Here is a 19,279-nt window from a genome sequence, read left to right on the forward strand (position 1 = left end):
CGGTTTTGATGGATTTTGCGGCTTCGCGAGCGAAGGCCTCCAGTTGCTTCTTGTCCATACTGCCTATCCTTAGCCATTGCTGGCTCCATGATAGGCAGTTACACAGTTTTATCTACAGTCTCTAAATATAGGGACCTAAAGTTATAGAGACCGACCAACCTCTATGACTAAAACAACACAAACCTTACCAAGAAACCAAGAACTTCACAGGCAAGACTTAAACTTCAAAAAACAATTCCACCTCACATTAAAACCATCAATAAAAGTTGATATCCCACCCTGACCTGTCAGAACAATGAGATATTCCAACACTATTCCCTCAACCGTGACAGTGATCCAAGCAGCTTAAACAGTTCATCGGTAGAATTAGAAAATGGCAACTGCAGAATAGCCTGTTCAAAGCTCGCCACCTGTTCATCAGCAACACCTGCATGAGCCATAAGTCGCCAGAATTTATTAAGCCTCGCCGCCGTATCAACTGGGTTTTCGGGGTCACCTTTAGCGGAAATGATAGTCTGCTGATAACACTCTCCAGACTGTGTATACAGCCAAACCTCACAGCCGAAACGATATGGAAATTGACGACTAATCGGTGTCGACTCAGACACGACGACTTTTTCCCTTAAGGTACGGATAGGGCTGTCGTTCAATAAATGACCTTCGTAGTCCGTCAGCAGCGGCTCTCCCTTAAGAAACGACACCGCAAACGCATGCTGCAAACTGAAACGGGCTCGATGAGGCGTGTCCGGCGTTACATCATTACAAAACTCAACAGCGCTCTTATAGGTATAAATCTCAACCCTCTCAATGCTTTCCAGAGCCACATCTTCACGATATCGAAGCGCTGCTTCTATCACCGGGTGCGTGTGCCGGCAGCCCGGCCAAGGCTTTTCGCTTACCTCCAATATTTTCCAAGGGGCAGACGGGTTCGATTCCAGCGCTTCTGTCGACTGCCTGGCGGCGGTAGCGACCAGAAAACCGAGCTCACCCTCGATAATTTGGTGTGGTGCAGGGAACCCCCGGACAGCGAGATCTGCCGCTATAACACCGCTTTGCGCCGCCCTGGCAGTGGCCAATTGTTTGGCATAGCCGTCTTCCAGACGGCACTGCCACAACCCAGAGGCTTGCATACCAGCCAGCCCTATCGCATCCGCCAGCTGACCGGAGTCACATTCAAGCAGGGAGGCCGCTGCCACTGCAGCACCAAACACACCACAGGTCGAAGTACTGTACCAGTATTGATAGTGATCAGCGCCGGCCGCTTCACCAATTCGGATAGCAGCCTCATAACCTCTGACAACAGCCGTTAGTAGCGCCTGCGGCGTACTATTCTCCCGCTGCGCAACAGCGAGGGCAGCCGGGATAATCGTATCAGCCGGATGAACGATCGCCATCCGGTGCAAATCATCCATTTCCAGAATATTTCCCAGAGCCCCATTCACAAACGCCGCTACTGATGCCTCCCGCTCCCCTGCTCCGATACAGGAGACAGGCCCCTGTGGTAACGAATTGGCATAAGCGGCCACAGCTTTCCCTTGAGGCTCCCCGGCTCCGACGGTGGCACAGCCGAGCCAATCCAGCAGACGGAATGCCGCCGCCATTCGAACTTCCTGGCTGACGAACCTTTGTAATAAATCAACGAATTTCTGAGACATCATAGGACCTATCGACAGCTACCATTAACTTTCAATCTGATAACAACTCAAGTTGAAATACACGAAAAGTCGAAGCAAACGTTTAAACTCGGCAAATAAGATCCAAGAGTATGCCTACGTCCTTAACACTCTCCAGGTTGTCTATCAGTTCAATCACTTGCTCGGCCTGATCGCCACCAGTTTCGGTCTGTTTTACCGATAACCAGTTAGACCTAAACTTAGTCAAGTGCTGCTCGCGAGTCAGAGGGTTTGAAGGGCTACCTGGCATATCCGCAACCCGCACCATCAAGTTACGGCCATCCCTAAGCTTTAGCTCGAGCGCAGAGGGGCCGAGTGCATTGGGGTCATCGTTATCCTGCGCGACAATATTGACGCGGCGCCCCAACGCGCAGATATCTGTCTTCGCCAACGCCTCAGGCCGGAAGTCCACAGGTTCCAACCGTCCTTTCTGCAACACCCGGGCAACGCAATATTGCAGGCAGAGTCGAGCATAGTTCGGAGCCATATCATTACTCACTGGGCGTCCGACAAGCCGCTTGGTCAGAGGAGTGACATATGCGTTGATCGTATCGATGTCGCTAATCGAGAAATCATGTTGTTGAGTTAGCTGAATGGCCGCCTCTATCACGCCCTGAGTGGCGCGGCCGGTGGGAAAGGGTTTATGGGAAACCTCGGTGATTCGCCAGTTTTCTCCGAGTTTAGCCAGTACCGGAGCGACGTCATACTCGCCTTCAAAGAGCCTGAAGTAGCCAAACCGTCCTTCTAGCACATTCCGGGGGGCGACCAATCCACGGGATGCCATATCACATGACGTTATTGCATTCCGCGTGTTGAAACCTATCTGTAATGCCAGCAACATGCTGCCCTCTTCATGGGATTGCATAGTGCCGCAGCTTTGCCCATACAGGGTACCGAAGGCGTTTAACAGTGTTTCCTGATCAAAACCCATCAACTTACCTGTGACCGCCGTCGCGCCAAAGCCTCCTGCGGTAGCAGGCCGGAAAAACTTGAGAGGTGAGCTTGAGGCTACGCCGATCCCGCAGGAAACATCAGCCCCCAGAGCGATGGCCTCAATTAACTGCCTGCCGGATATGCCTCCTTTTTTATCGATTACGGCAAGCGCCGCGCCAACGATCGATGCCATCGGGTGCACTACCGCCCCTTCGTGCACGCAATCATACTCTGAGTTGTGGATATAGAAGGCGTTAGCCATGGCCGCATTGGCACAAGGGTAAGTGCCGGCACGCCCCAACACTCTGCTGTCGCTCCCCTTCCCCCATCCCTCCAGGCAGTCTCCGAGTTCCCCCGCCCACTGCCCGCGAGTGCCGGAGATACCGACTCCGATGGAATCCAAGAGAAACGTTTTAACAGCGGCTATCGCTTCACTAGGCATCTCCCCGAACTCCCGGGAAATCACGTGCTCAGCAAAGTGCCCCATTGCATCCATAGCTTTACCTTTTTACCTGATATATTTTTAATAGTTACCAGGCAGTAAATCACACCGAAGAAGCCAACACCTATAACAATTCGATATATCTGGTACACATAATCCACATTGCACGATCTTGACCGCAAATCTAGTGTAACTATTCACAAACGCTGTCACTCGACAAGAGGTCCACAATATGAATAAGAATACTGGCCAGCATTTCAAAGCGGTAATGCTCGGAACCCTAATTTTGTCGTCAACCGCACACGCAGAAGGCATTTCCGAGCAGGATCTGAATTATGTAGGCACTTACAGAAGCCTCGCGCTGTTTCAAAAATTTGAAGGCCCTTTCTGGGAGGAGAGACTAACAACAGCATCCGAGGGTAAGATTAAAACCCAGGTCACGACTTTTGCGGAAATGGGCCTTGGAGGAAGCGAAGTATTCAAACTGCTTTCAAAAGGTCTTTTCGATGTGGGCTCAACTGTTGCCGGCTACTCTGTTGAAGAAGCTCCGGAGCTCGAAGGGCTGGACATGCCGATGATTGCGCCCGAAGTTGACCTTGCCAAGAAAGTTAGCGATGCCTACCGCCCCGTAATGGTTGAAGCGATGGCGAAGCGCTTCAATGGCGCCAAGCTCCTGGCCGTTGTCCCCTATGGCCCACAGATGGTTTTCTGTAATACGGCGATCGACAACCTGGATGACCTCAAGGATAAAAAGATCCGTGCCAGCGGTCGTACCACCGGCGAATTTTTGGAGGCATTGGGCGCCGAAGCGATTACCCTCAGCTTTAATGAGGTGCCCGGAGCACTGCAGCGTGGCGTGATCGATTGCGCAGTCACCGCACCACTATCAGGCTACAACGGCGGTTGGTATGAAGTGTCCACTCACCTCTACCCGCTGGCTGTTGGCGGCTGGGATCATGTCGTAACCGCAATGAACGGAAAAAAATGGGCATCGCTTAGCAAGGATACCCAACAGTGGCTGGAAAAACAGACCGCCGACTATGAGAAGTCTGTTTGGGATGCAGCACAAGCCGACTTCGAGGAGGGTATCAACTGCCTGACAGGCGCCGGTGCATGCCAGCGTGGTAAAGCAGCCTCTATGACTCTGGTTAAGACAAGCGAGGCCGATGTCAGTTATGCCGCTGGAAAACTTGAGGAAACGGTCATTCCAGCTTGGGCCAATCGTGTGGATGATGCATCCATTCAGAAGTGGAATAGCACAATCGGCTCCGTAACCGGACTTATGGCAAAAAAAGCCTCGAACTAAACGTCCGCTTGATGTTTAAAAGAGCTGCCCGGTGACTAGCACACCGGGCAGATTAATAGCTGCTGCGCGCTTAGCTTCGATAAATGCCAGTGTAATACAATTAGAACCAGCACCCGATTGGCGACGTGAATACTATAGATTTAAAAAGTAGCACTAAACAAAAGACAACAAGCACACTAGGTAATAAGATGTTTGAAAACTTAGCCAAGTTACTCGACTCCTTGATTAGTCGAGTCAACCACGTTTCTCGCTGGATAGCCAGGCTAGGTGGTCTTATTCTACTCGGCTCCGTCGTAATGATTATTGTAGAGGTCGCATTCAGGAAACTTGCGAACCAGTCAATTTTTCCAGCTACCGAGGTATCCGGATATACCATGGCTATTATCGCCAGCTGGTCTTTTGCTTTTGCAATGCTTGAGAAAGCCCACATTAGAATAGACATCCTCTATCTAAAAGCCGGAAAACTCGTTAGAAATCTACTTGACATTATTGCAATCTGCTGTCTTGCAGGGGTCTGTCTGTACGCGACTCATGCTGTAACGAACATCGCCGTCGACGCCTATCTCTCCGATGCCAGGTCAAACTCACCATTGATGGCCCCCCTATGGATACCGCAGTTTTTATGGGCAGTTGGCTTCGTATGGTTCTCAATCTCGATTACGCTTCTGATTATCCGTTCGTTGCTAGCTTTTTTCAGTAACGACCAGAAAAAAGTTAGCAGCTTAATTGCAAGTCCTTCAGTTGACGATCATATAAACGAGATAACACAGGACTAATAACATGATTATTGCATCGATAGTAACTCTTCTTACGTTACTCTTGTTAAGCGTTCCTGTTGCCGCGACCCTGCTTATACTTGCGCTTGTAATTGGCTATTTCTTTTCGAGCTTTCCACTTCACCTTGCATTGGGTGATGTGCTTTGGTCCGCTTCCAACAGCTTTCTCCTGATTGCGATCCCGCTCTTCGTGTTGCTCGGGGAGTTGTTGGTCCGCTCAGGAGTAGCAAAAAACACCTATATGGCTCTGGAATCTTGGCTATCTTGGCTGCCTGGCGGCCTGCTGCATGCCAACATCGGCACTGCGACATTCTTCTCCGCCACGTCTGGTTCCAGCGTAGCGACCTCAGCAACAGTCGGCACGGTCGCCCTTCCGCAAGCCAAACGGCTTGGCTATGATAGCCGGCTATTCACCGGCTCGATTGCAGCCGGCGGTACGCTTGGCATTATGATCCCGCCCTCAATCAACTTGATTGTCTACGGCTTCATCACTGAAACATCGATTCCGAAACTGTTTGCCGCGAGCCTGATCCCAGGCATCATGCTTGCGACAATCTTTGTTATAGGTACTGCCGCTCTCTGTACAATCAATCCGTCACTGGGAGGCCCAAAACGCTCGCATAGCTGGGGAGAACGCCTCAAAGGACTGGTTGAACTATTACCGGTATTGTCGCTCTTTTTTATCGTTGTCGGTTCCATTTACGCCGGCTGGGCGACACCAACCGAAGCGGCGGCAATCGGAGTCGCTGGAGCGCTTATATTAGCGATGGTGTTCCGTACGCTATCCGTAAAGATGCTGTTCGAGGCCCTTGAAGGCACAATGAAAACCACTGGCATGATCATGCTTATCATTGTGGCATCATATTTCCTAAATTTCGTACTTGCATCCTCGGGGGTTACCCGAGAGATCTCTAACTTTATCACGGCAAGCGGACTGGACTCGTTTAATACACTACTGCTGGTCGTCGCACTCTACGTCATCCTGGGCTTTTTCCTGGAAACCCTGTCCCTGATGGTTATCACGTTGCCAATCGTAGCCCCTGTGATCATCTCATTGGGGTATGACCCAATCTGGTTTGGTGTACTGGTAATCCTGTTGATTGAGATGGCACTGATCACGCCGCCAGTAGGTCTTAACCTGTACGTTGTCCAGAGTGTCCGAAAGGAAGGTTCGTTGAACCAAGTGATGACCGGCGCATTACCCTATGTATTGATGATGGTGATCATGGGTATTTTCCTGATTGCTTTTCCAGATATCGCGCTCTATCTCCCGGGCATCATCGGATAGCGGGAGCCCTTTGCATACCCTAGATTACCTCAGCTAGGGTATGCCTTTTTATATACAAGGGCGTTTTCAAGAGGATAGCGCCCCATAAAACATGGCAACATTCATACCACAAAGATGAAAGTAAGAGGTGCGGCCTTGCACACTCCACGGTCTTCTGGTACGCGACTTGGAGTGTGCTTTTTTAATTAACCTAGGGTTCATATTTTTTTATTCAACTGAAAATATGGCAGTCCCGTATTATAAAGTTTGGTAGCAGTTCATACTCCGGGGCCCCTAGCAACACTCGGATCCGGGCCCGGAGTATGCTTTTTTGGCCTGCCCGATACCATCCCAGCGTATCAGCGACGTTAGGAGCCAGGCGGTTCTATTAACACAAGGCACCCTCCCCTTTATCAGGCAGAAATATGTTTATAGCTCTTATTTATAAAACCATGCTAACCGCCCTTGTTGTGATTCTAGTTGCAAAAGGAGTGGAGCGCCTTGGACCGAGATTCGGCGGAATCGTAGCCGGTGCTCCGGTTGTGCTCGGCCCCGCCTATTTTTTTCTCCTTGCTGAACATAACAGCGTATTTATCTCAGAAGCTGTCCTCTCATCAATGAATGCGATGACGGCGACTCTCGCATTCACTGCAATATACTTAAAACTATCCACCATACTTAGGCTACACTTGACGCTGCTATTTTCTACTCTTGGATGGTTAGTATCAGCCAGTATTCTTGTGCATTTTATAGACTCAGTTACTGTGTCAACTATCATATTTTTCGTAGCTTATGCAGGGTCTAAAGCTAGCTCTGCACGATTTAAGTCCATGCCTGCACCGGGTTCAACCCAGGCGTCGGATTTAGATATTTTAGTTAGGGCACTGGCAGCGGGAACTCTTGTAGGTATCGCCACAGTACTGGCACAACACACAGGCCCTGCTATTTCTGGCGCAATTTCAGGTTTCCCAATCGGCTTCACCGTCCTGATACTAACCCTACAAAGCCGGCACGGCGTTCAGGTAACTCAACACACTGTCTCATCAGCTCAGACCGGAATGCTAAGCATATTCTGTTTTCTTCTGGTACTTGCGCATTATCATGAGCGGGCATCTATCGAAGTCATATTCTGGGTCGCCATTATGGTTTCGCTACTTATTACTTCCGTTTTCCTATTACTCAGCCGGGTTACAGCCAAGGCCCAACTGTAAGCACAACCCCCCTCCGAGACGACTATGCATTTCGACTTACGAGATCTGGAGCTTTTCGTTTGTATCGCAGAATCCAATAGCCTGACCCGGGGTTCCAAACGAGCTAATATTTCAGCTGCAGCGGCCAGCAATCGAATCAAGGGGCTAGAAGGCCAGCTCAATAGCCGCTTGTTTTATAGAGACTCGAGAGGCATGAGCCTGACACCTGCGGGTTCACGACTACTTAAACATGCGATCTCGATACTTCAAAGGATATCAGCCGTAAAGCAGGACTTCTCCACCCTCGGCGGTGAAGATTCAGGCCACTTGCGAATTCTAGCAAATACAACTGCAGTCACCGAAATTCTTCCAGATGTACTGGCTGATTTCCTGTCCCAAAGACCGGGTGTCAGTATTGACTTACAGGAAGAACTAAATAACAACATTGTTAAAAATATTCTTGAAGGGGCAGCAGACCTTGGCATCATATCGGATGAAGTTCAGGGAACGGGACTTGAAGTCATCCCCTTTACCACAGACAACCTCCTTCTAGCTGTCCCCTTCGATAGCGAACTGGCAAGACTTGATCGCTTAAGTTTTTTCGAAACCCTTACAGAACCACACATCTGTCTACACGAAGGCAGTAGCCTTTTTTCTTTTTTACAGAATGTCGCCCGCCAAATAGGAGGCAACCTCAAGCCTAGAGTGCAAGTTTTCGGCTTTGAGTCGGTTTGCCGAATGGTGGAGTCAGGGGTAGGTATAGGGGTGATACCCGAAAGCAGTGCGATCCGACATGCCCGCACAATGCGAATAAAACTAGTCGAACTCTCTGACACATGGGCCAAACGATGCCGCTGCATTATTTTGAAAGATTTGGAAAACCTACCCAAATGCGGCCAAGAGTTAATCAATGATATAACTCAGCGTTATAGCTGATTAAACGCGAAGCAGCTAGCGCAACCAGATACAACTATGGCCAAATACCACTATTAGGTGGAGTAGTACCCACATAGCCACCACCAAATATAATGGCAATAGAACCCTTCCATCTAGGAAAAGACTAACTTTCAATATAAGAAATTCAAATTCCTGAATGTCTGTAGCACTCTAAAGATAAAATAACGCAAGAGAGGCATCATGGATACAAAATCCCCTTCAAGCTGGATAGGCCGCAAAGAGCAGACTCTAGACAACATCTCTGAACTCTTATGTAACCGTCTGGCTGCAACTTTCAGTATTCAAAAGCCCAAAAGATACGACAACTTGCCGGCGCTCTGGCACTGGGCCTTTTTCCAGAATCCGGTTTCTCAGGATTGCATTGGTCCTGATGGGCACCCGAATATCAGCACCTTCATTCCGGGCATTGAAGGTCTCGTTCGGATGTGGGCAGGCGGACGCGTTAAGTTCATAGAACCGTTGAAGGTTGGACTCGATGCGGCTCGCGAGTCAAGCATTATCAAAGTTACAGAAAAGGAAGGCAGGTCCGGAAAGCTAATATTCGTGACGGTCCATCACGAATTCTACCAGCAAGGTACCCTCTGTATCAGTGAAGAACAGGACATTGTTTATCGCCCTCCGGTAGCCGTAAAGAGCGATACAACCTCGTTCGATGAAGAGTTCGGCTGGATAGAAAGCATCAATCCAGACCCTTCGCTGTTATTCCGATATTCCGCGGTGACCTTCAACGCCCACCGTATTCACTACGACTGGCCCTACACAACAGAGCAAGAGTCATATCGAGATCTAGTCGTTCATGGCCCGTTGATCGCCACGTTAATGATGCGAGCCTTTACAACAGCCAATCCAAGCTTGCGGCCAACCTTCCTTGCATATAAAGGGCTACGGCCGCTTACCGCCGAGCAGAGCTTCAATGTTTCGGGGCGGCATACAGAACATGGAAAGTCTGAGCTCTGGGCGTTCAATAAAAATGGCCTTGCCCACCAGGCCGAACTCCAATACCGGGAGAATAACTGATGTTTCAGCACGATATTGATGCAATCAATGCTATTCGCGAAGGCGTACGTGGTCTCTGCGAAAACTTCGATGCCGCTTACTGGCGCCAGATTGACGAGGTCAAAGGCTTCCCGGAAGACTTTGTCCAGGCACTGACGGAAGCCGGATGGTTAGCCGCCATGATTCCCGAAGAGTTTGGTGGTTCCGGCCTGGGATTGTCAGAAGCTTCGGTAATTCTAGAAGAAGTAAACCGCTGTGGTGGTAATTCCGGCACCGTACATGGCCAGATGTACAACATGTTCACGTTGCTGCGCCACGGTAGTGACGAACAAAAACAAAAATTTCTACCTAAGATCGCTGCCGGGGAATTGCGCCTTCAGTCCATGGGCGTAACCGAACCAACGACCGGCACCGACACGACAAAAATCAAGACAACTGCGGTTCGCAAAGGCGACAAATACGTTATCAACGGGCAGAAAGTATGGATTTCCCGTATCCAGCACTCGGACCTGATGATTCTGCTGGCTCGTACCACGCCCCTCGCAGAGGTGACCCGCAAGTCGGAAGGCATGTCCATCTTTCTGGTAGATCTCGAGTACGCCATGGCTAACGGGATGTCGGTACAACCGATTGCGAATATGGTGAACCACGAAACCAACGAACTGTTCTTCGATAACCTGGAGATCCCTGCAGACTGTCTGATCGGCGAGGAAGGCAAGGGCTTCCGCTACATTCTCGATGGACTGAATGCAGAACGTACCCTGATCGCTGCCGAATGTATCGGCGACGGTCGCTGGTTCATCGAGAAAGCATCTGCCTACGCACGCGAGCGTGAAGTTTTCGGTCGCCCGATTGGTCAGAACCAGGGCGTCCAGTTCCCTATCGCACAGGCCCATATCGATGTGGAAGCCGCCGACCTCATGCGCTGGCGCGCCTGCCATGAATACGACAATGGCATTCCTGCCGGCGCCAGTGCCAACATGGCGAAGTATCTAGCTGCCGAAGCGTCCTGGAAAGCGGCCAATGTCTGTCTGCAGACGCACGGGGGCTTCGGCTTTGCCTGTGAATATGATGTCGAACGCAAGTTCCGGGAAACCCGCCTTTATCAGGTTGCACCGATCTCCACCAACCTGATCCTGTCTTATGTTTCGGAACATCTGCTGGAACTTCCCCGCTCCTTCTAAACCTGCTCGCCGGCGCTGTACAGCGGTGCCGGCGACGTCCGTTAACGTTATTTGGCAAGGTTGCACGGTGATGAATAAAGATTCTCAAACCAGACCGCTTGAGGGGATTAATGTAATCAGCCTCGAGCATGCTATTGCAGCCCCTTTTTGTACCCGTCAGCTGGCGGACCTCGGGGCCAACGTCATCAAGATCGAGAGGCCCGGTAGCGGCGACTTTGCGCGCGGCTACGACCAGCGGGTCAACGGCTTGTCGTCCCATTTCGTATGGACCAACCGGACTAAAAAGAGTCTGACTCTTGATCTGAAATCCGACCAGGCCCAACCGGTGATGGAGTCGTTATTGGAACAGGCGGATGTCCTGGTGCAGAACCTGGCTCCGGGAGCTGCGGCTCGGCTCGGACTCTCGTTCGAACAGCTTCACCAACGCTTCCCCGGTCTTATCGTCTGCGACATCTCTGGCTACGGAGAAGGCGGCCCCTATCAGCACAAAAAAGCTTACGACTTGCTGATCCAGAGCGAGTCCGGTTACTTGTCTACAAGCGGCCAGCCTGGCCCGGAAGGGATGGCCAAAGCGGGTTGTTCTATTGCAGATATCGCCGCGGGCATGTACGCCTATACCAACATTCTCTCGGCCTTGATCCTGCGGCAGCGTACCGGTCTTGGCAGCCGTATTGAGCTGTCCATGTTGGAAAGTCTGGTCGAGTGGATGGGGTATCCCATGTACTACGCCTTCGAAGGCGCCGCCCCCCCCGCCAGAGCAGGGGCTTCTCATGCAACCATCTATCCCTATGGCCCATTCAATACCGGCGATGGCCGTTCAGTGATGCTTGGCTTGCAAAACGAACGCGAATGGCACTCCTTTTGCGAGACCGTGTTACAGATGCCGGAACTGACTGAAGACGAGCGGTTCTGCGCCAACTACAAACGCTCGGAGAACCGGGAGATATTACGCGAACTGATTCATGACGTTTTCAAGCCACTGACAGCTGAAGAGGTCATCGCACGACTCGATCAAGCCAAGATCGCAAATGCCCATGTAAACGACATGCAGTCGGTCTGGTCCCATCCTCAGCTGGAATCCCGTCAACGCTGGACCCGGATCGACAGCCCCAGCGGAGAGCTGCCCGCCCTGCTGCCGCCGGGCCGTAGCAGCGCATTCACTCCCCGAATGGAAGCTGTGCCGGCCCTCGGCCAACATACCGCCGAGATCCTTACCGAGCTCGGCTACAACGACAGCGATCTTCAGCAGTTGAAGCACGCTGGGATTATCTGAATGGAGACAAACAATGACAGTTTCAAAGGCACCAAGGTCTGTCCTGTTCGTACCAGCATCACGACCTGAACGGTTTGCTAAGGCGGTTGCTAGCGGCGCGGATGCGGTCGTCATCGACCTGGAAGACGCCGTTGCACCTTCAGCTAAGAGCACAGCCAGGGAGGCCCTGCGGGATTATCTTGAAACCACGCCCGACGCCAACATTATCGTCCGCGTCAATTCGGCTGGCAGCCAAGAGTTCGCCGCGGACCTCGCCCTGTGCCAACAACAACCCGGTGTAACAGCCATCATGGTCGCCAAGGCCCAAAGTACCGAAGCCCTGCAGCAGGCCAGCGCTACCGGCAAACCTGTCTGGCCGTTGGTGGAAAGCGCCCTTGGCGTTGAAGAACTCGCTCGGATAGCGAAAGTAAAGGGGGTGGAGCGTGTCTGCTTCGGCGCGCTGGACATGGGGCTCGATCTTGGTATCACGCCCGAGACAGCGGGTGCCCGGCTTATGCTGGACCGGATTCGCTGCGACCTTGTCCTGCACTCCAAAGCAGCCGGCCTGGAGGCACCGATCGAGAGCGTCTACCCGGCAATCGACGACGAGCAAACCCTGGAAAACATGGCTCGGCAGGCCCGGGAGATGGGCTTTGCCGGAATGCTCTGTATTCATCCGCGCCAGCTGCAACCCATTCACAGAGGCTTCCGCCCCGATACCACTGAACTGGAGTGGGCACGACGTGTGCTCGCTGCCGTTGCTGATGGCGAAGGCGTATTCACTGTCGACGGCCAAATGGTGGATGCCCCCGTCATACAGCGGGCTCAGAAGATTGTCGACCAGGCCGGCGATACCGCCATCGGCTGAACTCAACCAACGAATTACCGGACAAATGTATGAAAGTATTGGTAGCAGTCAAACGCGTGCTAGACCACAACGTCAAGGTACGCGTCAAGTCAGACCACAGCGACGTTGATCTGACCAACATCAAAATGGCCCTGAATCCCTTCTGCGAAATCGCAGTAGAGGAAGCGGTAAGGCTAAAGGAAGCGGGCATCGCTACCGAAGTAGTTGTCATGTCCATCGGCCCCAAAGCCGTGCAGGAACAGATCCGCACCGCGCTGGCACTCGGCGCCGACCGAGGCATCCAAATTGAAACCGACACGATGCCTGAATCCCTGTCAGTCGCCAAGCTGATCGCCAAAGTTGTCGAGGACGAGCGGCCGTCGCTAATCATTCTCGGCAAGCAGGCGATCGACTCCGACAACAACCAAACGGGTCAGATGTTGGCGGCTCTGACCGGCATGGGCCAGGGAACCTTCGCCTCCGACGTCGAGATTCAAGACAACGAGGCGTTGGTTACCCGAGAGGTTGACGGCGGTCTGCAAACCGTCGCTTTACGGCTACCGGCCATTGTTACCAGCGACTTGCGCTTAAATGAACCTCGCTACGCGTCCTTGCCGAATATCATGAAGGCCAAGAAAAAACCCCTGGATGTTAAATCGGCAGCCGAGCTTGGTATCGAGCTGCGGGCCCACACCGAACTGTTGAAAGTGGAACCGCCGGCCGAGCGCCAAGGCGGTATCAAGGTGGCTTCAGTCGAGGAGCTGGTCGACAAACTGAAAAACGAAGCGAAGGTAATCTGATGGCCATCCTGATCATTGCAGAACACGACAATAGCACTCTAAAGCCGGCCACGCTGCACGCGGTCAGTGCCGCAGCCCTTATTGGCGACGACCTGGAGATTCTGGTCGCTGGCGAAAGCTGTCAATCCGTCGCCGAACAAGCGTCCAAGGTCGCGGGCATTTCAAAAGTATACCTGGCAGACGATACCGCATACGGTCATCAGTTGGCCGAAAACGTCGCGCCGTTGGTGGCCGAGCTCGGCAAGAACTTTAGCCATATTCTGGCGCCTTCCACCACCACCGGCAAAAACCTAATGCCCCGCGTTGCCGCACTGCTCGATGTCGGCTTGCAGTCCGATGTTATCGCTGTCGAAGGCGCCGACACCTTCAAGCGACCAATCTACGCCGGTAACGCTATTGCTACCGTCAGATCGCTTGATGAAATCAAATTGCTCACCGTTCGTACGACCGCCTTCGATGCCGCCGCGGCAGAAGGCGGCTCAGCCTCCACCGAGACACTGACCGAGCTGTATGACTCGGGTCTCTCACGCTTTATCAGCGAAGAAGTGGCCAAGTCCGATCGTCCTGAGCTGACCTCGGCGCCTGTCGTCGTCTCCGGTGGTCGTGGAATGGGCAATGGTGAGAATTTCGCATTGATTGAACGCCTCGCTGACAAGCTGGGCGCGGCGGTTGGCGCCTCTCGCGCCGCAGTTGACGCGGGCTTCGTTCCGAACGACATGCAGGTTGGCCAGACCGGCAAGATCGTCGCTCCGGATTTGTATATCGCCGTCGGTATCTCCGGAGCCATTCAGCACCTGGCTGGTATGAAAGATTCCAAGGTGATCGTGGCTATCAACAAGGATGAGGAAGCACCTATCTTCCAGGTCGCTGACTACGGATTGGTTGCGGATCTGTTCGAAGCTGTGCCAGCACTCGAAAGCAAGTTGTAATCCAACCGGCCGGCCGCGACCTGTCTCAGCAACCGGCCGGCCGCATCCCATAATAATTACGAGGTGAATTCCCATGAGCGAAGCCGCGCGCACTGTCGAACGCGAGTCCATGGAGTTCGATGTTGTAGTCGTCGGTGCCGGCCCCGCCGGGCTATCTGCCGCCTGCCGCCTGATGCAGCAAGCAACGGACGCCGATCAAGAACTGTCAGTCTGCGTTGTCGAAAAAGGGTCCGAAGTTGGTGCTCACATCTTGTCAGGTGCTGTAATCGAGCCACGGGCACTGGAGGAACTTTTTCCAGATTGGAGGGAACGCGGTGCGCCGCTAACAACCGCAGTTACAGAAGATCAGATCTACCTCCTTAAGGATGACCAGAGCGCTCTTCGTATTGCCAATCCACTGACGCCCAAGACAATGCACAACGAGGGCAACTATATCGCGAGCCTCGGCAACCTGTGTCGCTGGTTGGCCGAACAGGCAGAGGCACTGGGAGTCGAAATCTTCCCAGGCTTCGCGGCAACGGAAGTGCTCTTCAATCCAGACGGCTCGGTTAAAGGTATCGCCACCGGCGACATGGGTATCGGCCACGACGGGCAACCCAAGGACAGCTTCATGCCCGGCATGGAGCTACACGCCAAATATACGCTGTTCACCGAAGGTTGCCGCGGTCAACTGGGAAAACAGCTGACTAAGCACTTTAGCCTGAACAAGGATGCCGATCCGCAGCACTACGGCATTGGCATCAAAGAACTCTGGGATATCGATCCGGCCAAACATCAGCCTGGGCTGGTATTACACGGTGCCGGCTGGCCGTTGGACAAAGACACCAACGGCGGTTTTTTCCTCTATCATGCGGACAACTGTCAAGTGGTCGTCGGACTGATCATTGATCTCAACTACAGCAACCCCTGGCTGAGCCCGTTCGACGAACTCCAGCGGATGAAGCACCACCCGCTTTTCAAAAAATTCCTTGAAGGCGGCAAACGCGTCTCCTATGGCGCCCGTGCAATCGCCAAAGGCGGTTTCAACTCGCTACCGAAAATGTCCATGCCCGGCGCGTTACTGCTCGGTTGCGATGCCGGCACCCTGAACTTCGCCAAGATCAAGGGCACCCACACAGCGATGAAGTCCGGTATGCTCGGCGCTGAAGCGGTGTTCGGTGCGTTGTCGCAAGGCGATGAAGGAGGCCGGGATTTGACCACCTTCGGCGAAAATTTCCAAGCATCGTGGCTCTATGATGAGCTGTTCCGCAGCCGTAACTTCGGCCCGGCGTTGCACCGGTTTGGCACGGTCCTGGGAGGCGCCTTTAATTTCATCGACCAAAACATCTTCGGCGGCAAGATCCCACTGACGTTGCACGATACCCGCAACGACTACGCAGAACTAAAACCGGCATCCGAGTACGCACAGATTCATTATCCCAAGCCAGACGGGAAGCTCAGCTTCGACAAGCTATCTTCGGTGTTTCTATCCAACACCAATCACGAAGAGGACCAACCCTGTCATCTGCAGCTCAAAGATCCAGACATTCCATTGCAGGAGAATCTACAGGTCTGGTCAGAGCCTGCACAACGTTACTGCCCGGCGGGCGTCTACGAAATCGTTGAAGGCGATAACGGCAAGCGCTTCCAGATCAATGCGCAAAACTGCCTTCACTGTAAGACCTGCGATATCAAGGATCCATTACAGAACATCAAGTGGGTTGCCCCGGAGGGCGGCGGCGGCCCGAACTACCCAAATATGTAAGGACAATTTCTAAAAAATGTCTCACTCGTTGGTGGATGTCCCATCGCGCGTTTAGCAGGCCCATGCCCATTTAGGGCCTGCTCTTTTTAAAGCACCCGCCCTTGAGTAAGTCATGAGAATACAACTACTCCATTTAAATATTCGTGGTGTCTTGGATTGTTATAAGGAGCCGGCACTGAATGGGGAATATCCATCCAGAATACGCCAGGCAGATGGTTACAAAAAATAAAAAGGCCTGTAAAAGGAGAGAAAAGCAATGCATTGGCAACCTGCGTTTGGAAGACAACTCCAGCTAGTCACCCTTTCCGCCTTAATCGGCATGGTGCTTGCGAGCAGCATCGCCCTATGGGGGTTGAACCACCTAGGCGACACCTCTCGCCGGCTCACCGATCTCTCCTATTATGGCGAGACTCTCACCCAGCTTAGACTGGAGCTAATCGATCGAGAATCAGCCGCCCGCCGCCTCACGCCTACCTCCCTTGCTTCCTGGAACGACCTCAACAACGATCAACAACAACAGATGGAACAACGCCTTTCTGCCGTTCGCCCCACCTCCCCCTCCACTTCAGAAGCTTTGACTCAAATTCATCAGCAGTTTCAGCAGTGGAACAAAACACTCGCACAATGGCAGAGAAGCCACGCTGCCCTGGGCGTCAATAGCCAACATGGGGCTCGCGGCGAGCTGAGTCGCGCCGCTGCCGAACTGGACAAAGGGGAGTTGGGCCTGTTCTCCTCGCTGGTGGACGCTTTTCAACAGACGCGTAGTGCTGAGTTTCGCTTTATGGATAAACCAACTGCCGAAAACCAAACCGCGGTACTGGATAAGTTCGCCCAGCTGCGCGCAATGATCCAAAAGCTCAGCTTCGAGGAACACTTCGCTGAAGCGTTAAATGGCTACGAGAACGCCCTGCTAAAAGTAATCAAGGCAATAGAACAAGCAGACAAAGACGATCAATTGCTTACCAAGCAACGCAGCCAGCTTGAGCAGGTCATCAATCAGAACTATACCCATCTGCAAGAGACACTCATGGTAGAAGCTCGGCAAAGCGCCGACCAAGCCGAAAAATGGTCACAGATACTTTTGCTGGTAGCCAGTGCCGGCTCGGTAGTCCTGGTAATCGCCTTGATACTGTGGATCGGCCTGAGCACCCGCAACCGGTTGCGTATTTTGACGGACTTCCTGGCTCAGGTGGCCAATGGAAACCTGAACGGCCATTTAGAGATCGACACTAAGCGAAACGACGAATTCGATCAGCTTGGCGATGCCGCCAACGGTATGAACAAACAACTCAACGGTCTGGTTGGCGAGGTTAGTGCGCTGAATGGCGAGCTTCGCCAGATGGCTGCCGAATTAAGCCATCATAGCGGAGAGATCGCCAGCGCCAACCAGGCCGTGTCAACACAATCCAGCAGTATGGCCGCCGCGACGGAGCAGATCAGTACCACGGCTGAACAAATGCACGTAACCGCCCAGCAATTGCAACAAACTTCTGATGCCGCATTGAAACAAGCTCAAGAAGGTGGCCGCGACATTGGTACCGCGCTGTCGGCACTCAGCGAGACAGCACAGGTCGTTGAGAATGCAGCCAATACCATAGACAGCTTGAACCGGGAATCAGAGCGCATTGATCTGGTTTTGGAGATGATCAACGAGTTGGCAGGCCAGACCAATCTATTGGCACTTAATGCAGCCATTGAAGCTGCCCGTGCCGGCGAAGCCGGCCGCGGCTTCGCAGTGGTAGCAGACGAAGTGCGAGAGCTGGCCGACAAAACCGTCAAGGCTACATCACAGATTGACCACATTGTGGGAACCATCCAGCAGGAGTCCAAGGAGGCCTCAAAAATAATGCAGTTGGCCCTTGAGCAGACCCGGCAGGGACATCGACAAGGTGAAAACGCGGTACAAGCAGTCGTCGCAATCGAACAAGGTGCCGGAGAAGCGAGTGAAGCTACACGACAGATCACCCAAGCGATCGGCCAGGTAGCAGAAACCACCCGCGAGATGGCCCAACGTATGGATCGTATAGCCGGCTCAGTCCAGGATAACAGTCAAGCCGTCAGCGAGATTGTTACCGCCAGCGAACAGGTTCATCAACGTGCCAATGCGCTGGACCATCTCACAGCTCGATTTCAGTTATAACAGGTAAAAAACGGCTCGCAGCTGGTAAGGGTCTCCATCCTGGCCCTTCCAGCTCTCCAGGTTACGGGACAAACGGTCTAGTCGCCATTCTAAAGCTGAAAGTTTACAGGCTCTAAACTAAGCCACTCCAAAATCACCCCAAGTATATTTAATCACTTATAAGATATGACCAAAAGAAAATTTCTACTAACAACGATAGCAACTCTATTTATCAGTACTGGGTACGCCTCAGAAAACAAGCAAGAGTATGGCAGATTAAAGCTACTATCCAAGCTAGATAGACCAATGGATGGATATTGCTTGGATGTAATCGGATTTGGTATCAATACGAGAGTTGACTTACCTCTGATAGCACATAACTGCAAGCCAGGCATATACTCAGATCAAACAATAGAAATCAATAATAGAAAAATTTACTTCCCAGCTTTCAATGCCTGCTTAACGTCAATAGGGCCGTATATCAATGCACTACCAGGTTCGTCACTGATGGCCAGAGTGTGTGATGAAGTATCACCATTTCTAGAAACATCAGCACTACAAAATTTTGAGTTAAACTCCAATCAACAACTTCAGCTACAGGGTAGCAACCTTTGCGTTTCCGTAGGTCCTATCTCTGATCAGACCTCTGCGGACACTCATAGGTGGAGACCGCTTACTATGAGTAGCTGTGCCGACACTCCTTTTAGCTTAAGCCAATGGGTTTTCATACCTTATAATTAACAAATCGAGTAGGAGGAGGCCTCACGGCCTCCGTCCTCTCACACCACCGTACGTACGGTTCCGTATACGGCGGTTCACGTCATACATTTGAGCCGATGGTATTGTCCCATCAGCGATACCAGT

At 52.3% G+C, this 19,279-nt stretch carries 15 protein-coding genes; 13 read left to right on the forward strand and 2 right to left on the reverse strand.

The window, feature by feature from the left end; genetic code table 11:
- Positions 1 to 311: 311 nt before the first annotated feature.
- Together K6T12_RS19470 and K6T12_RS19475 are read right to left on the reverse strand one after the other, a co-directional pair.
- Positions 312 to 1,655 (reverse strand): MmgE/PrpD family protein, encoded by a 1,344-nt coding sequence (locus tag K6T12_RS19470; protein ID WP_222224605.1) that lies wholly within the window; start codon positions 1,653 to 1,655, stop codon positions 312 to 314.
- A gap of 82 nt (positions 1,656 to 1,737) precedes the next feature.
- Complete coding sequence (locus K6T12_RS19475) at positions 1,738 to 3,102, reverse strand: MmgE/PrpD family protein (RefSeq protein ID WP_222224607.1); 1,365 nt, start codon at positions 3,100 to 3,102, stop codon at positions 1,738 to 1,740.
- 178 nt (positions 3,103 to 3,280) lie between these two features.
- On the opposite strand from K6T12_RS19475, the gene K6T12_RS19480 reads away from it, so the two are divergent.
- The 13 genes from K6T12_RS19480 to K6T12_RS19540 all read left to right on the forward strand — a co-directional run bounded on the left by K6T12_RS19480 (position 3,281) and on the right by K6T12_RS19540 (position 18,436).
- A complete protein-coding gene (locus K6T12_RS19480; RefSeq protein ID WP_222224610.1) occupies positions 3,281 to 4,354 on the forward strand; it encodes a TRAP transporter substrate-binding protein in 1,074 nt (357 codons plus the stop codon).
- Between the two features lie 188 nt (positions 4,355 to 4,542).
- On the forward strand, positions 4,543 to 5,130 hold the full coding sequence (locus K6T12_RS19485; protein WP_222224612.1) for a TRAP transporter small permease subunit: 588 nt from the start codon (positions 4,543 to 4,545) through the stop codon (positions 5,128 to 5,130).
- 4 nt (positions 5,131 to 5,134) lie between these two features.
- Entirely contained in the window at positions 5,135 to 6,418 is a 1,284-nt protein-coding gene (locus K6T12_RS19490) for a TRAP transporter large permease (RefSeq protein WP_222224613.1), read from the forward strand.
- 404 nt (positions 6,419 to 6,822) lie between these two features.
- On the forward strand, positions 6,823 to 7,608 hold the full coding sequence (locus K6T12_RS19495) for a hypothetical protein (protein ID WP_222224615.1): 786 nt from the start codon (positions 6,823 to 6,825) through the stop codon (positions 7,606 to 7,608).
- A gap of 24 nt (positions 7,609 to 7,632) precedes the next feature.
- Positions 7,633 to 8,523, forward strand: a complete 891-nt coding sequence (locus K6T12_RS19500) for a LysR family transcriptional regulator (protein WP_222224617.1) — start codon at positions 7,633 to 7,635, stop codon at positions 8,521 to 8,523.
- A 201-nt stretch (positions 8,524 to 8,724) separates the two neighbouring features.
- Positions 8,725 to 9,561 carry an itaconyl-CoA hydratase gene (locus K6T12_RS19505; RefSeq protein WP_222224619.1) on the forward strand — a complete coding sequence of 279 codons (837 nt, stop codon included), beginning with the start codon at positions 8,725 to 8,727 and terminating at the stop codon, positions 9,559 to 9,561.
- Entirely contained in the window at positions 9,561 to 10,724 is a 1,164-nt protein-coding gene (locus tag K6T12_RS19510; protein WP_222224620.1) for an acyl-CoA dehydrogenase family protein, read from the forward strand. Before K6T12_RS19505 ends, K6T12_RS19510 begins: the two co-directional genes overlap by 1 nt.
- A 70-nt stretch (positions 10,725 to 10,794) precedes the next feature.
- Positions 10,795 to 11,997 carry a CaiB/BaiF CoA transferase family protein gene (locus tag K6T12_RS19515; RefSeq protein ID WP_222224621.1) on the forward strand — a complete coding sequence of 401 codons (1,203 nt, stop codon included), beginning with the start codon at positions 10,795 to 10,797 and terminating at the stop codon, positions 11,995 to 11,997.
- A 13-nt stretch (positions 11,998 to 12,010) separates the two neighbouring features.
- Positions 12,011 to 12,844 carry an HpcH/HpaI aldolase/citrate lyase family protein gene (locus tag K6T12_RS19520; protein ID WP_222224623.1) on the forward strand — a complete coding sequence of 278 codons (834 nt, stop codon included), beginning with the start codon at positions 12,011 to 12,013 and terminating at the stop codon, positions 12,842 to 12,844.
- 29 nt (positions 12,845 to 12,873) lie between these two features.
- Entirely contained in the window at positions 12,874 to 13,623 is a 750-nt protein-coding gene (locus K6T12_RS19525; RefSeq protein ID WP_222224624.1) for an electron transfer flavoprotein subunit beta/FixA family protein, read from the forward strand.
- Entirely contained in the window at positions 13,623 to 14,552 is a 930-nt protein-coding gene (locus K6T12_RS19530; RefSeq protein WP_222224625.1) for an electron transfer flavoprotein subunit alpha/FixB family protein, read from the forward strand. The genes K6T12_RS19525 and K6T12_RS19530 overlap by 1 nt, the downstream gene beginning before the upstream one ends.
- 73 nt (positions 14,553 to 14,625) lie before the next feature.
- A complete protein-coding gene (locus K6T12_RS19535; protein ID WP_222224626.1) occupies positions 14,626 to 16,296 on the forward strand; it encodes an electron transfer flavoprotein-ubiquinone oxidoreductase in 1,671 nt (556 codons plus the stop codon).
- Positions 16,297 to 16,552: 256 nt separating this feature from the next.
- The gene (locus tag K6T12_RS19540; protein ID WP_222224627.1) at positions 16,553 to 18,436 is read left to right on the forward strand and encodes a methyl-accepting chemotaxis protein; all 1,884 of its coding nucleotides are present in this window, start codon (positions 16,553 to 16,555) and stop codon (positions 18,434 to 18,436) included.
- Positions 18,437 to 19,279 lie beyond the last annotated feature (843 nt).

This window comes from Marinobacterium arenosum (genome assembly GCF_019795155.1).
GTDB classification, from domain to species: domain Bacteria; phylum Pseudomonadota; class Gammaproteobacteria; order Pseudomonadales; family Balneatricaceae; genus Marinobacterium_C; species Marinobacterium_C arenosum.

Excerpts from the sequence above, each read along its gene's own strand:
- K6T12_RS19535 (WP_222224626.1), top strand. The coding sequence starts at position 14,626 with ATGAGCGAAGCCGCGCGCACTGTCGAACGCGAGTCCATGGAGTTCGAT.
- K6T12_RS19515 (WP_222224621.1), top strand. The coding sequence starts at position 10,795 with ATGAATAAAGATTCTCAAACCAGACCGCTTGAGGGGATTAATGTAATC.
- K6T12_RS19540 (WP_222224627.1), top strand. The coding sequence starts at position 16,553 with ATGCATTGGCAACCTGCGTTTGGAAGACAACTCCAGCTAGTCACCCTT.
- K6T12_RS19490 (WP_222224613.1), top strand. The coding sequence starts at position 5,135 with ATGATTATTGCATCGATAGTAACTCTTCTTACGTTACTCTTGTTAAGC.
- K6T12_RS19485 (WP_222224612.1), top strand. The coding sequence starts at position 4,543 with ATGTTTGAAAACTTAGCCAAGTTACTCGACTCCTTGATTAGTCGAGTC.
- K6T12_RS19525 (WP_222224624.1), top strand. The coding sequence starts at position 12,874 with ATGAAAGTATTGGTAGCAGTCAAACGCGTGCTAGACCACAACGTCAAG.
- K6T12_RS19520 (WP_222224623.1), top strand. The coding sequence starts at position 12,011 with ATGACAGTTTCAAAGGCACCAAGGTCTGTCCTGTTCGTACCAGCATCA.
- K6T12_RS19480 (WP_222224610.1), top strand. The coding sequence starts at position 3,281 with ATGAATAAGAATACTGGCCAGCATTTCAAAGCGGTAATGCTCGGAACC.
- K6T12_RS19505 (WP_222224619.1), top strand. The coding sequence starts at position 8,725 with ATGGATACAAAATCCCCTTCAAGCTGGATAGGCCGCAAAGAGCAGACT.
- K6T12_RS19475 (WP_222224607.1), bottom strand. The coding sequence starts at position 3,102 with ATGGATGCAATGGGGCACTTTGCTGAGCACGTGATTTCCCGGGAGTTC.
- K6T12_RS19530 (WP_222224625.1), top strand. The coding sequence starts at position 13,623 with ATGGCCATCCTGATCATTGCAGAACACGACAATAGCACTCTAAAGCCG.
- K6T12_RS19500 (WP_222224617.1), top strand. The coding sequence starts at position 7,633 with ATGCATTTCGACTTACGAGATCTGGAGCTTTTCGTTTGTATCGCAGAA.
- K6T12_RS19495 (WP_222224615.1), top strand. The coding sequence starts at position 6,823 with ATGTTTATAGCTCTTATTTATAAAACCATGCTAACCGCCCTTGTTGTG.
- K6T12_RS19470 (WP_222224605.1), bottom strand. The coding sequence starts at position 1,655 with ATGTCTCAGAAATTCGTTGATTTATTACAAAGGTTCGTCAGCCAGGAA.
- K6T12_RS19510 (WP_222224620.1), top strand. The coding sequence starts at position 9,561 with ATGTTTCAGCACGATATTGATGCAATCAATGCTATTCGCGAAGGCGTA.